Origin of the sequence: Alcaligenes sp., assembly GCF_050255915.1 — a bacterium.
Lineage (GTDB): Bacteria > Pseudomonadota > Gammaproteobacteria > Burkholderiales > Burkholderiaceae_B > Alcaligenes > Alcaligenes aquatilis.
Genome location: NZ_JBFWIQ010000013.1, coordinates 1 through 14,197, shown reverse-complemented (window position 1 = coordinate 14,197; position 14,197 = coordinate 1). Strand labels below are relative to the sequence as shown.

At 57.4% G+C, this 14,197-nt stretch carries 7 protein-coding genes; 4 read left to right on the top strand and 3 right to left on the bottom strand.

Annotated features, from left to right (window positions below; translation table 11 throughout):
• Positions 1-260: 260 nt before the first annotated feature.
• Both AB7E06_RS15385 and AB7E06_RS15380 read right to left on the bottom strand, forming a co-directional pair.
• Complete coding sequence (locus AB7E06_RS15385) at positions 261-3,113, bottom strand: c-type cytochrome (protein ID WP_427957507.1); 2,853 nt, start codon at positions 3,111-3,113, stop codon at positions 261-263.
• The gene (locus AB7E06_RS15380) at positions 3,110-3,586 is read right to left on the bottom strand and encodes a (2Fe-2S)-binding protein (RefSeq protein WP_094197613.1); all 477 of its coding nucleotides are present in this window, start codon (positions 3,584-3,586) and stop codon (positions 3,110-3,112) included. Before AB7E06_RS15380 ends, AB7E06_RS15385 begins: the two co-directional genes overlap by 4 nt.
• Positions 3,587-3,985: 399 nt before the next feature.
• On the opposite strand from AB7E06_RS15380, the gene AB7E06_RS15375 reads away from it, so the two are divergent.
• The 4 genes from AB7E06_RS15375 to AB7E06_RS15360 all read left to right on the top strand — a co-directional run bounded on the left by AB7E06_RS15375 (position 3,986) and on the right by AB7E06_RS15360 (position 8,872).
• Positions 3,986-6,244 carry a xanthine dehydrogenase family protein molybdopterin-binding subunit gene (locus tag AB7E06_RS15375; RefSeq protein WP_094197612.1) on the top strand — a complete coding sequence of 753 codons (2,259 nt, stop codon included), beginning with the start codon at positions 3,986-3,988 and terminating at the stop codon, positions 6,242-6,244.
• Positions 6,245-6,304: 60 nt separating this feature from the next.
• On the top strand, positions 6,305-7,129 hold the full coding sequence (locus tag AB7E06_RS15370) for an alpha/beta fold hydrolase (RefSeq protein ID WP_094197611.1): 825 nt from the start codon (positions 6,305-6,307) through the stop codon (positions 7,127-7,129).
• Between the two features lie 80 nt (positions 7,130-7,209).
• Positions 7,210-8,262 (top strand): 2,5-dihydroxypyridine 5,6-dioxygenase, encoded by a 1,053-nt coding sequence (locus AB7E06_RS15365; protein ID WP_094197610.1) that lies wholly within the window; start codon positions 7,210-7,212, stop codon positions 8,260-8,262.
• Positions 8,249-8,872 carry an N-carbamoylsarcosine amidohydrolase gene (locus tag AB7E06_RS15360; protein ID WP_234354336.1) on the top strand — a complete coding sequence of 208 codons (624 nt, stop codon included), beginning with the start codon at positions 8,249-8,251 and terminating at the stop codon, positions 8,870-8,872. The genes AB7E06_RS15365 and AB7E06_RS15360 overlap by 14 nt, the downstream gene beginning before the upstream one ends.
• A 539-nt stretch (positions 8,873-9,411) precedes the next feature.
• Here the strand turns inward: AB7E06_RS15360 and AB7E06_RS15355 are convergent.
• Positions 9,412-12,711: an autotransporter outer membrane beta-barrel domain-containing protein gene (locus AB7E06_RS15355; protein ID WP_427957504.1), complete on the bottom strand. Its 3,300-nt coding sequence runs from the start codon at positions 12,709-12,711 to the stop codon at positions 9,412-9,414.
• Positions 12,712-14,197 lie beyond the last annotated feature (1,486 nt).

The window sequence follows — 14,197 nt, the reverse complement described above, 5'->3', positions numbered from 1 at the left end:
GCCGAGTCTTGATCTTGATTTGGACTGTGCCTAGACCTCGGGCTGGATAGTTTTGATTTGGGCCTGCTCTCGGGCTTGGGTAGGAACGCAAGCTTCTGATCCGTCCTTCAGAGTGCTGGCCGAGAGCCTGGTTTGAGAGTTTCTGGTTTAACCAAGTCTGAAAGCGATGCACCATACAACAAAGGCGGCCTAGTGAAAACTTGAAGCCGCCTTTGTTTCGTTTGCCGCGTATCTAAACACTATCGGCGGGCAAGCCCCGTCTACAAGTGCCCCTTTTGCTCCCGTATGGTCGCAATCTTGTCTTTCAGCCCTGTCCAGGCCGGTTTGTCCGGTGCAAAACGTGCACGCATATAGTTCAGCAAATCTTCCATTTGCTCGTCATTCATGCTGTTTTTGAAACCGGGCATCGAACCCAGGGTGGGCTGCGCCGGACGAGTAATGCCGTGCATCAACACCTGAATCGTATTGTCCGGGTGTTCGCTGTGCAGGTTGCTGTTCAAGGCCAAAGAGGGACGTGCGCCAAATAGCACCGGCCCACCACGCGGGTCGTGGCAAACAGCACAAGCGCCGTTGAACAGGTTTTCGCCTGGCATCACCATCACGTCCTTATTGCTGCGGCTGTCTTGCTCCAGACGAGCGGCCTGCGCGGCATGCGTTTGCTCTTGCTTGCTTTCGACCGGGTTCAGGCTGCTTAGATAGTGCGCCATGGCACGGACATCGGATTCAGGCAGTTCTGCCAAGCCTGCTACTACCGGCCCCATCGGCCCGGCTGCTACGCCGTGACGGGGCGAGTAGCCGGTACGCAGGTATTGGTACAACTCCTGTTCGGTCCAGGGGATGGGGGCTTTGGACAAGCTATTGAGCGCAGGCGCTTCCCAGTTGTCCGCAAAACCACCCGCCAGGAAATTCGCTTTACCGCCTTTTTCCGCGCCCAGCATATTGCGCGGGCTATGGCAGGCCGCACAGTGGCCGCTGCTATTGACCAGATAGGCACCCCGGTTCCATTGCACGGTTTGCGTCGGGTCCGGCACGTAGGCATTCGGATCACGGTGAAACAGCAGATTCCAGCCTGCCACCAAGGGCCGCATATTCATGGGGAAGGGTAGCTTGGTTTCAGGCACCTCAGACTTCACCGGCTCTTGCGTCATCAGGTAGGCGTATAGGGACTGCATGTCCTCGTCGCTGATTTTGGCAAAGGCCGTGTAAGGGAAGGCCGGGTACAGGTGGCGTCCGTCCTGATGGATGCCTTCGCGCATGGCGCGTTCAAAGGCTTTGTAGCTCCAGCTACCGATGCCGGTTTCTTTGTCTGGCGTGATGTTGGTGGTGTAGATAGTGCCAAACGGTGTATCCAGGCCCAGACCGCCCGCATTGGGCGTACCGCCTTCAGCGGTGTGGCAGACCATGCAGTCGCCTGCAATGGCAACCAGGCGGCCACGCTCAATCGCCAGCTCTGAAAAGATGGACGTATCCACTTGGCCGACGGGCGCGATGGCGGGCCGCCAGGGCAGGGCACTCAAGACTGTGCCGGTGGCGACCGCGGCCAAGGCTCCCCACCAGGCTTTGCGTTTTTTGTTGCTGGCCGTTTTATCGGACTGATAGCCCAGTGCCAGAGACTGTTCACTAAAAGGGGCACTGGTCAGGCGGATGCCACTGGCGTTGAAAATCGCATTGGCAATGGCGGCTGCGGCTGGCAGTTCCACGCCTTGGTTCCAGGCCAAAGGCTGGCCGACGGCAGACTCCCGCTTGACCAGTTGGACGGCTGGCTTGTCGCCTGTTTCTTGGACAGGGCTGTCGCTACTACCTTCGCCGCCTTTGCCCACGCCTTTGCCCACGCCATTGTTCAGCAGTTGCTGGGCCCAACGGCCCAGTCGGTCGGCCAAGGCGGGCGCAGACTCCGGAGCGTGTTCGGAATTGTTCAGTTCTGTGCTGTCGTGGCCAATGGTCAGCTTGTCTATGCTGAGCGTGCCTTGACGGGTATCAACGCTGACATCCACGGCCCAGGCGGACCACTGCTCACGTGCAGCCTGTCCGGGGATGTGTTCCACAATATGGCTGTAGGCCAGCCCGCGCCCTTTGCGCAAAGGGCCTTGATGGGCGGGCAAGGGCGCGGACCAGTCTGATTGCTCGGCAACCCGTTGCAGCAGTTCTCGACCTTGGGGGCTGTTGACGTGTTCCAGTCGTGCCTCCAAAGGATCCAGCCCCAAGCTGTGGCAGTCCTGATCGAACTGCGACTCTTGGGCAAAGACTGTGGCCTGGGCCAGACTGTCGGGGTCACTGCTGGCGGCCGCGCCATCATAGTTAGGCGTGGGTGCAGAAAAGTAATCACTCTTTACGGTTGGGCCGCTGCTGGGCAAGTCTTGCTGACCACAAAGAATGGCGGCCAGAGAAGGGCGCGCACCGGACAAGGTGTTCAGTTGCCAGCGGGTTGCTCGCAAATAGGCATTCAGGTCGTTTCGCTCGGTGCTGCCTTTATAGACGCTCAGGCCAATGGTGACTTCGCTGTGGCTGGCACGAACCTGCACAGCCTGGGGGCGGCCAAAGGCCATGACGGCTGCATCCATGGCACAGTCGTAGGCATCGGCCTGATTGCCAGCAATATCTTGTAGATGGATTTGTTCACTGGGCAGACCACTCAGGGCTTGCAGCTCAATCAGCAGGGCAGCGGGGCGCTGCGTGTGCGCCCAAACATAAAGCTGCTTGTCGTGATAACAAGCACGGGCCCAAGCGGTTTCCTGATGCTCGGCGGCAGATTGCCACTCATAGCGTTGATCGGGGGCGCTAAGCGTAGTGGCAACAGTCTCATCGGCTGGTAGGGCCGCCTGGTTTGCAGCGACGGGCGTGGCCCAGCGCGCATCCAGCAAGGCGGCGCCTTGTTGAGCCTGCTCGGCTTGTACCGCCAGCACACCCAGAAAATTCCCCATATGCACACAGGCCACGACGCCGGGTACTTGCAGGGCGGCTTGTTGGTCTACTGACTGTAATTCGGCACCCAGATACTGGCCGTTTTCGTAGAGCCAATAAGGCGGTCGCACAACAGCGCCATGCAGCAAGCGGGTGCCTTCAGGCAGGTCCGGCCACTGTGCTCGGGAACGGTCTTGTACGGAATGACTCATTGCCGGGCCTTTGCGACGCGTACAGCGGCTTGCATGATTTCGACGTGCGTGCCGCAACGGCACAGGTTATAACGCAGCTCGTCCCGAATTTCTTCTTCAGTGGCTTGCGGATGGCGTTCCAGCAGGGCTTGCACGGTCATGACCATGCCATTGAGGCAGTATCCGCATTGCGCGGCCTGACAATCTATAAATGCCTGCTGTACATCATTCGGTTGCCCGTCCTGGGCCAAGCCTTCCAAGGTGGTGATCTGACGGTTTTCCACCAGACTGACAGGCACAACACAGGAGCGAGCGGCCACACCGTCGACCAGCACCGTACAGGCGCCACATTCACCCAGGCCGCAGCCAAACTTGGGGCCATTCAGTTCCAGGTCGTTACGCAATACATAAAGCAGTGGCGTATCGGGTTCCACCTCGATGATGTGGGTCTCTTGATTGACCCGCAAGGTATGCGGGCGAGTACAAGGGTTCATGGGTTTCACCTTTGGGAGATCGCACCTTGTTGTCGGACAGCGTGTGCGGTGCTTTTATCAGCTCGGTATTGATATGCTTAAATTAAGTGTATACACTTTAATTTATAGAGTAAATAGATTCTACTACTCCCTTGAGGTATCAATCAAAGCCTACTTGGGAAGATGCAGAAAATTCGATCTGATCTTATTTAATATAGGGTTTACACTGATTATTAAGCCCTTGATTTTCTCTTTATAGTAGTTGCGATAAATGGGTTTCAGCGCACTGCATTGGATTTTATTAGGGTGTGTACGCTAGTAATCGATGTTTTGCCAGGGCGCATTTAAGGCAGGTTTTCAGGAACGAGTCCCTGAAGCCGGCTTCCCGCCTCTTATATAGAACCCAGCCAGGAGAGTGTGATGTCTTATGATGCGCCGCGCCACCAGCAGCAAGACTTGCTCAGGGCGTCTGGCACCTTGCTGATTTTAGCGGCACCGGCGCGGCCTCCCAAGCCATCGCCCGGCCAGCCCGGCGTGGTGTCCGAGTACTTGCAGGCGCACGACGATGTCTTTGTCGCCGTATCCGAACAGGGCTGGGTGCGCGCTTTTCATGGGCACGTGGATCTGGGCACCGGTATTCAGACGGCGCTCAGTCAGATTGTGGCCGACGAGTTGGATGTGCCGATGTCGCGTGTGCAAATGGTGCTGGGCCATACCGATGCTGTGCCCAATCAAGGCCCCACCATCGCCAGTGCGTCCATTCAGATTCATGCTGTGCCGCTGCGCAAGGCGGCGGCTCAGGCTCGACAATTACTGCTGGCACAAGCCGCAGAGCGCTGGACGTTGCGTACAGATCAACTACGAGTAGAGGACGGCACAATCATTGCCCCGGACGGACGCAGTCTAACGTACTGGCAATTGCTGGAAGGTCTGGAGCTGCGGGCCTATCTGGATAAGGAAACCCCCACCAAACCGGCCGAGCAATTACGCCTTGTAGGGACAGCCCAGGCGCGTGTCGATATTCCGGGCAAGGTCGCGGGGCAGTGGGTGTATGTCCACGATGTGCGTGTGCCTGGCATGTTGCATGGTCGTGTCGTGCGTCCTCCTTATATAGGACGTGATAGCGGCGACTTTATCGGTCGCAGCCTGGAGTCCGTGGATGAGGAGTCCATCCACCATATTGCCGACGATGTGCGGGTTGTGGTGATTGGTGACTTTATCGGTGTGGTCGCGCGACGTGAAGAACACGCCATGCGTGCCGCCCGTGAATTGAAAGTGCGCTGGAAAGCGATTCCTCCTTTGGAGGACATGAACAATCTGGAGCAGTTGATTCGTCGTCAGCCCATGACGGAGCGTTTGCTGGCTGATACAGGGCCGGATTTTGACGAGCTGCCGCCAGAAGGTAAACGTTTGAAGTGTAGCTATGTCTGGCCTTTTCAACTGCATGCCTCCATTGGCCCGTCTTGTGCCGTGGCGCACTACCAGCCCGGCCATAGCCGGATCTGGTCAGGTACGCAGAACCCGCATATGTTGCGTGTCCATTTGAGCCAATTGCTGGACGAAGATGAGGCCGGTCTGGAGATCATCCGTCACGAAGCAGCCGGTTGTTATGGCCGTAATTGCGCGGATGATGTGTGTGCGGACGCCTTGCTCTTGTCCCGAGCCGTTGGTGCGCCGGTCCGTGTGCAGTTGACGCGTGAGCAAGAACACGGCTGGGAGCCTAAAGGTGCTGCCCAGTTGATGGATGTAGAAGGTTCTATTGATGCTCAAGGGCAACTGCGTCATTACGATTTTGTGACCCATTACCCCTCCAACGACGCGCCGAACCTGGCGCTCTTGCTGACGGGGCGGGAGTCGGCAGCCCCCCGTCAATTGGAAATGGGGGATCGCACGGCAGTACCGCCTTACAGCTATCCCAAGCAGCGCATCGTGTGTCAGGACATGCCCGCGATTGTTCGTGCTTCCTGGTTGCGTGGCGTATCGGCCATGCCTAATTCTTTTGCGCATGACTGCTTTCTGGACGAGCTGGCTGTGGAAGCGGGTGTGGACCCCTTGAGTTATCGCTTGCGTTATCTGGATCAGGATGTGCGCGCGCAGGAACTGCTACAGGCGGTGGCGGATAAGGGGCAATGGCAGATTGGGCAGCGTGGCTCACGCGGGAAGCCGGACGAGCAAGGCTATCTCTACGGTCGAGGCTTGTCGTACGCCCGTTATATACACAGCAAGTTTCCTGGCTTTGGGGCGGCATGGTCAGCCTGGCTGCTGGATCTGCGAGTCCATGTGGAAACAGGCGTGATCGACGTTCAGCAGATTTATGTGGGCCAGGATACCGGGCAGATGGTGAACCCGGCTGGTGTGCGTCACCAGATTCACGGCAATGTGATTCAGTCCTTGAGCCGCACGTTGTATGAGCAGGTGCGCTTTAACGCGCAGGGCGTGGTCAGTGCGGAGTGGGGTGCGTATCCCATTGTGGATTTTCCGCGTATCCCGCCCATTGAGGTGATTTTGATGGACAGGCAGTCTGAGCCGCCGATGGGGTCGGGCGAATCCGCCTCTGTGCCCTGTGCCTCGGCCATTGCCAATGCTTTGTTTGATGCAACTGGCCGACGGTTTCGGCAGGTGCCCTTTACACCGGATGTGGTCCGGGCCGCGCTGGCTGCTACGCCCCAAATGGCGTAGGCAGCAGCAATTTTCATGGGTCGGGCCCAGGCCTGACGGTTTCAATCCAAGGACAGATTAATGAGTACCTTTCTTTACGGCGGCCATGTTCACGCCAATGGCATTCGTCAGCATTACTTGCGCTACGGCGGTTCCAGCGAGGGCCGCGATCAGCGTCCTGCCGTCATCATCGTGCCCGGCATTACCAGCCCGGCGGTGACCTGGGGTTTTGTGGGTGAGCAGTTCGGCAAGCACTTTGACACCTACATTCAGGACGTGCGTGGCCGTGGTTTGAGTGAAGCGGCTGAAGGCATGGATTACAGCCTGGATGCACAGGCCGATGATTTGATCGCCCTGGCTCAAGCCTTGGGTCTTAAAGACTACATCGTGGTCGGTCACTCCATGGGTGCTCGTATCGGTTTGCGTGCGGCTCACAAGAACAGCGATGGTCTGAACCGTCTGGTGATGGTTGATCCGCCGGTCTCCGGCCCGGATCGCCGTGCCTATCCTTCCAAGCTGCCCTGGTACGTGGATTCCATGGCCATGGCTCGCAAGGGCTGCACGGCAGAGGACATGCGTGCTTTCTGCCCGACTTGGACCGAAGAGCAGTTGCAATTGCGTGCCCAGTGGCTGCACACCTGCCACGAGCCTGCGATTCTGGCCAGCTTTGAAGGTTTCCACACCGACGATATCCACGTCGACTTCCCGCATTTGAAGGTGCCTGCTTTGCTGATGACCGCCGAGCGTGGCGATGTGGTGCGTGATGAGGATGTGGCCGAGATTCAGCAACTGGCGTCGGGCGTTCAGCACGTTCGTGTGCCGAACGCCGGTCACATGATTCCTTGGGACAACGAAGCCGGCTTTTACGAAGCCTTCGGTGACTTTCTGGGCCAGCGCTTGGTGTGATGTTAAAGGGCCGCTACGGTGGCCCGTCGTGATGCAGAGGTTCCGCGTCAGTGCCGGAACCTCTCACAAGGAGAGACAAAATGGCAGTGAGTGATTATCAACTTATCGAAGCATGGCAAGAGGTGCTGCGCCTGTCCAAGCTGCAAGCGGGTCAAACCGTGACCTTGCTGACCAGCTCGACCACGCACCCCCAAACCATGCAGTGCGCGCAGATTGCGGCTCAGTCTATGGGTGCGATTGTTAATCGTTTGGACTTGTTGCCGGTCAATGCGGAAAAAGCCTTGAGCCGGGACTCGCTGGCGTACTTGGGTACGACCCCGCTGACGGGCAACGAAGCGGCGATCGCAGCCTTGAAAGCCAGCGATCTGGTGCTGGACCTGATGACCCTGTTGTTCTCGCCCGAGCAGATCGACATTTTGAAGTCGGGTACCAAGATCCTCTTGGCGGTGGAGCCACCCGAAATTCTGGTTCGCACCGTGCCAACCGAAGCAGATCGCGCACGCGTGACAGCGGCGGCAGCCTTGATCAAGGCCGCCAAGGAAATGAGCATTACCTCACCTGCTGGTACTAATCTGCGTTGCCCACTGGGTGAATTCCCTGCGATTCGTGAATACGGTTTTGTGGATGAACCCGGTCGTTGGGATCACTGGCCTAGCGGTTTTGTGCTGACCTGGCCTAATGAGTTGGGCACCAACGGCACCATCGTGATCGACAAGGGCGACATTCTGTTGCCGCAGAAGAAATACTCGACTGAGCAGATCATTCTGACGGTGGAAAACGGCTACGCCACCAAGATTGAAGGTGGTATCGAAGCCGAACTGCTGGACGAATATATGAAGACCTTCAACGATCCCGAAGGTTATGCGATTTCCCATATTGGTTGGGGTTTGCAGCCACGCGCCCACTGGTCCACCTTGGGCCTGTACTCGCGTGAGAACACGATTGGTATGGATGCTCGTGCCTTCGAGGGTAACTTCCTGTTCTCCCTGGGGCCGAACAACGAGGCAGGCGGCAATCGCACGACGGCCTGCCACATTGATATTCCTTTGCGTAATTGCACGGTCAGCCTGGATGGCCGCGCCGTCGTGCGTGATGGCAAAGTACTGGACGGAGGCGTTGGTGAGTACGAATGAAGGAGCGGTTTACGCTCAACAAGGGTTTGGGTCGACGCTGGAGCCTAAGGCTCCGTATGGCTTGTTGATTATTGATCTGGTGAATGGTTTTGCTGACCCGGCGGTGTTTGGTGGTGGCAATATCCCTGAAGCCATCGAGAACACGCAGACCTTGCTGGCAACGGCGCGTGAACAGGGCTGGCCGGTGGCGCACACTCGTATCGTGTATGCCGATGATGGTGCAGATAACAACATTTTCAGCATCAAAGTCCCCGGCATGTTGGGTCTGACTGAAGACGCACACAACAGCCACATCGTGCCGGAGTTGGCTCCTGCACCCGGTGAATTTATTGTTCGCAAGAATGTGCCGTCGGCCTTCTTTGGTACGCCTTTGGCGGCCTGGCTGACGCAACGTGGTGTGCAAACACTGCTGGTCGCCGGTGCGGTTACCAGCGGTTGCGTACGTTCCAGCGTGGTCGATGCGATGCAACTGGGCTTCCGCCCCTTGGTGGTGTCGGACTGCGTGGGTGACCGTGCAATTGGCCCGCATGAGGCCAACTTGTTCGACATGCGTCAGAAGTACGCCACCGTAGCGACGCTGGAAGAAGCGATGAAGTTGATTGGAGTGTAAGGCTTGGTGTTTTTAAGCCTTTGAGAAGAACGATGTGCTTCGTCATTTTTTAGCAGTTTGATTGACGGAGCCTGTGTCGTCCTTTTAGCAAGTCTGTGTCTACGGATTTGTGATCGAGTATCGGTGGTCTGCCGCTTGGGGGCAGGCTGTCGGACCTGCGCCCCTGGGAGCCGGATGGCTCTCGGGGGCTTTTTTTGGCTTTGCGTAGCAGTGGAGGGTTTTCTTGTAGGGCCCCTGTGTGGCTTGTCTTGGCGGGTCCCTTGCTCACGCCGTGCGTGGGTGCCCTTGTCAGTGCGCCGTTGCGGGCGGGCGGTGAACTCGGAGCGCTACTGCTCACCCGGACCGGCCGCAGGCGTGCTCCTTAAACAGCACACCTTTTGCATCCCGCCTCGTTACTCTGCCCGTGGCAAGAACCCTGACGCACCCGCCAAGCCGCATTAGTGAACGCGCAAATAGTGGTGGGGGAACGCTTTGTGCATGTGCATCAGCGCCTCCCACCGTTTCAAGCAACAGTCACGTTTCCTGGCAAGTGGCTATTCTTAAAACGCCCAGCGCAGATTCATCTGCCCTTGTAGCGACGAATATCCACCGCCGAACTGTGAGCTGATGCCGGTGCCAATCGACAGACGCTCACTGCGTTGCCAGGTCAGGCCTGCACGCAGACTCATCGTGTCGCGGGGCAGCACGCTATTGCGGGTGTTGAACGCCGTATCCGTGGACGCAATGGCGAAACGGGCTGCTTGGGTCAGGTCGCGATCCAGCCATTCGTGATTCCAGCCCACGTCAACGTTCACGGCCAGCTTACTGCCATCAGTCAGGGCGCGATTCCATTGCGCCGTCAGCCCCAGGCTGGAGCGCAAGGCATCGACGCGCTTGCTGTCCAGGTGAAGGCGCGTGGCTGCATTCCCCGATTCGTCGACTGATGGCCGGGACACCAAGGCATAGTTCATGCTGGCAAAGGGGCCTAGCGATAAGGAGGGGTTCAGCTCCCAAAGGTAGCCTGTGCCTGCGTCAATCGACAGATTGCGCCCCGTCCAGTCAGACGAGTGCGCGGCCTGATAGTCTCCAATGGCAATTTGCCTGCGCATATCGGCTTGTTCTAGCCCCAGTCGCAGCCCGCTGAATCCAAAAAGGCCTTCCCGTGCACCGGGGCGGTATTGCAGATGGGCAGCCAAGCCAAATGCGGTGGCTTTGCTCTTGCCGGAGTACGGGGCATCCGGTTTGACCGATAGATCTGAAATATCAAGCTGTGCTCCCACCGCGAAGTCGGGGGCCGACTCCAGGGCGCGCCCAGCTCCGACGATCAGGCCATAGCTGTTGGCATCGTAGCCAAGCATGGAACCTCGCGTGTTCTGATCGCCACTGGAACCGAACACCAAGGCGTAGCCCTGCCAGTCGGTGCCGGGCCGCAACATGCTTTGGCTCAGTCCTTGGCGCGCGGTTTGCATGATCGAACGCTCATGCATCAGAGAGGCGGCCATCGCCGCACTGTAGCCAGCCGGTGAAATCTGATCCAGGGCAGCGGGTATTTGTGAGCCGTCCTTGGCCGAGAAGTCGAGTTCCTGGAACAGGGTTTGCGCGGGTGCCGGTGCGGCGGCGGCCAGCTTGAACAAAGCCTTGCCGGCTTCTCGTTGGTTGTCGTCGCCGCCATATTGGCTATAGGCATTGTCGGTGCGGGTGGCAGACAAGCGGTAGCGCTCATTGCCCAACGGGGCAGCGTCAAACTGCAAGGTGGGCGATACGGCGGTGATCTGAGTGGCGTCGAAGCTGCCGCTGTAGCTGGCGGCTTCGATAAATGAGCCTGTGTCGGCAGACCAGGCGTTTTGATACCAGTCCGCCACAGGCGTCAGTTGCAGCGTTCCGGCCAAATCGGCATTACCACTGACGGCAAGTGCGTCGTGGTCGCCTTTACCATCAAATTCGGCTAATAGGCGGCCCGTTGCTGTTTGTTGGAAGTCGGCATTTACCTGAATGCGCCCGACTGAGTTGCCAGGCGTCAGGGTGCCGGCGTTAATCAGGGCCTGACCGCTGGCCAGATCGAAGCGGGCATTGCCGCCCAATGTCGCCGCTTCGTGGATGGCGGCGCTGTGGACCTGCACGTTACCGTTCAGTTGTGTTGTACCGCCGTCAAAGGACAGGGTCAGATTGTCTTTGCCTGTGATGTTCCCGGCGTAGCTCAAGTGGAAGGTGGTATCGGGTTGATCGATGCTGCGGCCCATATGATCGGCAGCCTGCCCAAACGACAGCGTAGTCAGACGTAGCTGGTTCTGGTCGTCGCGTTGCGCATACTGCGAGATGATATCGCCTTCAATCTGGGTACCTTGCATCAGGTTGATACGCCCGACGTAGGCATTGTCAGAAATCAGGATGGCAGCTTGCCGGCCTGCGATCCGCCCGCTAATGTCGGCTTGTTTAACCAGGGGGCCGTTCAGCTCGGGGAGCAGGGCTTGATCGACGCCTTCAATACTGCGTATATAGGAACCACGACGCTCGGTATGGTTGCCCAGGGAGTTGGTGCCAAAGTCAAAACGCAGGCCGACACCTTGAGGGCCAGTAGCCTGGATGTCGCCGCGATGCACCAGCGTATGCCCACGGCCGTAGGCAAATTGAATACCTTGCCCGTTCAAGCCATCTGCGTAGATTCTGACGCCTGGGTCGATAACAAGCGTGTTGTTCTGACCATCGACCCGTATGCCTGCACCACCTGAGCCGGCTGCCAGCAGGTCAGCCGCTTGTCGGACCTGATTGTTGCTGCCGTAGATATGCAGGCCCAGACCCAGTGTGGATTGGTTGTATTGGCCTGGAAGGTACTGCGTGCCTTTGGCATTACGGGCAAAGAAGCCTTGGGTATTGACCAGCTCAAGGCCATCGCCGTAGATTGAGCGCCCAAAGAAGTTGGCCCGGTCAATGGTGTAGCCCAGATCTTGCAGTACTGCCAATTCAGCTTCCATGAAGCCTGAATAGTTGCGGTAGTTCTGGTGGCTCATGACGCTGTTTTGAAGCTCGATATGGCTCATGAAGTTGTTGTCTATGCCGCCACCTTCACCCAGCATCTTTACGGGCACACTACGCAGGCCACCAGCCAGTACTTGTTCGATGTGCGTTCCGGTCAGATAGCCCTTGTCCTGACGCACATCAAAAGCGTCGGGGTCGTAGGAGTTGTCGCAGCCATCGCACAGAATCTTCTGGCCAGCGCGTGCCGGTTTGCCATTGTCGTCTCTTAGCAGTTGGGTCCAGCTACTGAGTTGGCTTTCAAAGTAGGGTTTGGTGTCATCCAAACCGCCTCTGTCCTCCACGCTGCTTAAAATGCCCAGCCCATGGGCAATTTCGTGAACGGCTGTCAGCAGTACGCTGTCTTTTCCGCTAAGGGGAGTTTGTGTAAACGCCTGGTTTGCTGCGTAATCGTCTTGGCCCAGGCCAAAAAAGCCATGTCCACCAAAGGGCAGTGTGCCGGTTGCAGGCGACAGGCCGAACATGTTTTGCTGCATCTGCGTCAGTGCGCTTTGACCGCCATTGGCGGTGGGCGAGCCTCCGTAGGCATTGCCCGGGTCATTAATCGTGCCGATATTGACGATGGTCGCAGGGTTGTCGCCTTGGGGCTGCAATATTTCAGCCCAATAGCCCATGCCTTCAAGGAGCTGTTCTTTATAGGCTTGATGGCCCTCCCAGCTCCAGAATGACGTTTCGTCATTGTCGAATGAACCGTCGTTCATATCGAAAAACCGTGCGATAAACACGGTGCGCCCCGCTGCATTTGTAACGGTTCTGTCTTCCAGGGCATGAGTTGCCAGGGGCGCAATAGCAAGCGCCAGGGCGGTATACAGTTTTGTTAGTTTCATTGTTGAGCAGGTGTTGAATGCGCGAGATATTGTTTGCACTGAATGGCCCCTGAGGTAGAGGAAACAGTTTGATTAGCGTGGGGCGTTCATTGTTGCTGCATCGGGGCTGGCGGATAAAAGGGATTCCCTCGGCCTGCGTCGGGAAAATATAACAGATGGTGTCAAATAGATATTGTTGGTTTTAAACCTTTGGCCCTCCTTTTTAAACGCGGGGTATCTGCTTTTTTCGAATTTCGAATTTTGGGCTTAGGGCTTAGGGATTGGGGTAGTAGAGCGCTTGTTCTGGGGCGGCTTTCTTCTGGGCGTGCCGTTTGGGCTTTGCGTAAGGGAGTGGATAGTTTTCTTGTGGGGCCCGGGGACGGTTTGTCTTGGCGGGTCCCTTGCCCACGCTGCGCGTGGGTGCCCTTGTCAGAGTGCCGGGGCGGGCGGGTCGTGAACTCGGAGCGCGGTTTGTCCCTCCGGACAAACCGCAAGCGTGCTCCTCAAACAGCACGCCCCTTGCATCCCGCCCCAGCACTCTGCCGGCGGCAAGAGCCCTGACTCGTCCGTCAAGCCGTCCCCGGGCCCCACAAGAAAACAAGCAACACGGGTTAAAGCCCAAACGGCACTTGCGGAGGTGGGATGAAAGGTAAGGGTCCAGATTGGATGGGATGGGATGGGAAGGGAAGGGAAGGGAGGAGGGCTTTGGCTGAGGCTGAATGTTCTTGGGGTTTGGGGATATCAGTTTAGATGTGGTTTTTAATTGTTCTTTTGTGTTTAGAGGGAAAGTAAAACGAAGAGTGGCAGTGGAGTGTGAGTTTAAAGATCCCGTGAATGAGTAGAGTTCTTGGTGTGCTATCAGGACAGGACACGTAGTAAATCAGCAAGTTAGTTCTGCTCTCGGTTGTGGAGTTGTTGATGTGATGAAGCTGATTTAGAGAATGCAAAAGAGCAAGACGATAGGGTTTTAGACAACCGTAGAAGAGTAGAGCGATAGGCGCTTAGGAAACGCAGAAGAGCAAGGCACGAGGCCCTGTTTGTTCAAAGAGTCTGTCTGTAAGAGATTGGTAGATAAAAAGCCATTGTGAGCCGTTCAGTTGGCCTGCTGGGGTGTTGGGGCGGATCAGAGTACTTGCCGCGGTCAGGAGATAGCGTAGGGGTGTAAGCATCCTGCTGTTTGAGCGGGGCGTTTGTGGTTCGTCCGGGGGACGAACCACCCCGCGAGTTCAGGATGCGCCCGTAGCTATCTCCTGATAAGGGCACCGGTGCGTAGCACCGGCAAGTGCTCAGCCCCGACACCCCAGCAGGCCGACTGAATGGTGTCTTTACAGAGACTTCTTTGATCCACTCATCACGGCTTTTTAACCTTGCTTGTCCCCTCAGGCTTCTTTCTATTAGTCTAGTGAACGACGCAATACGCATTGTCGACGAGACATTACCTAGTTCAAAAGGAGCCAGGATGGCAGGGCAGCAGCATGTATCCGGGGTGACGGGCATTATTCTGGCG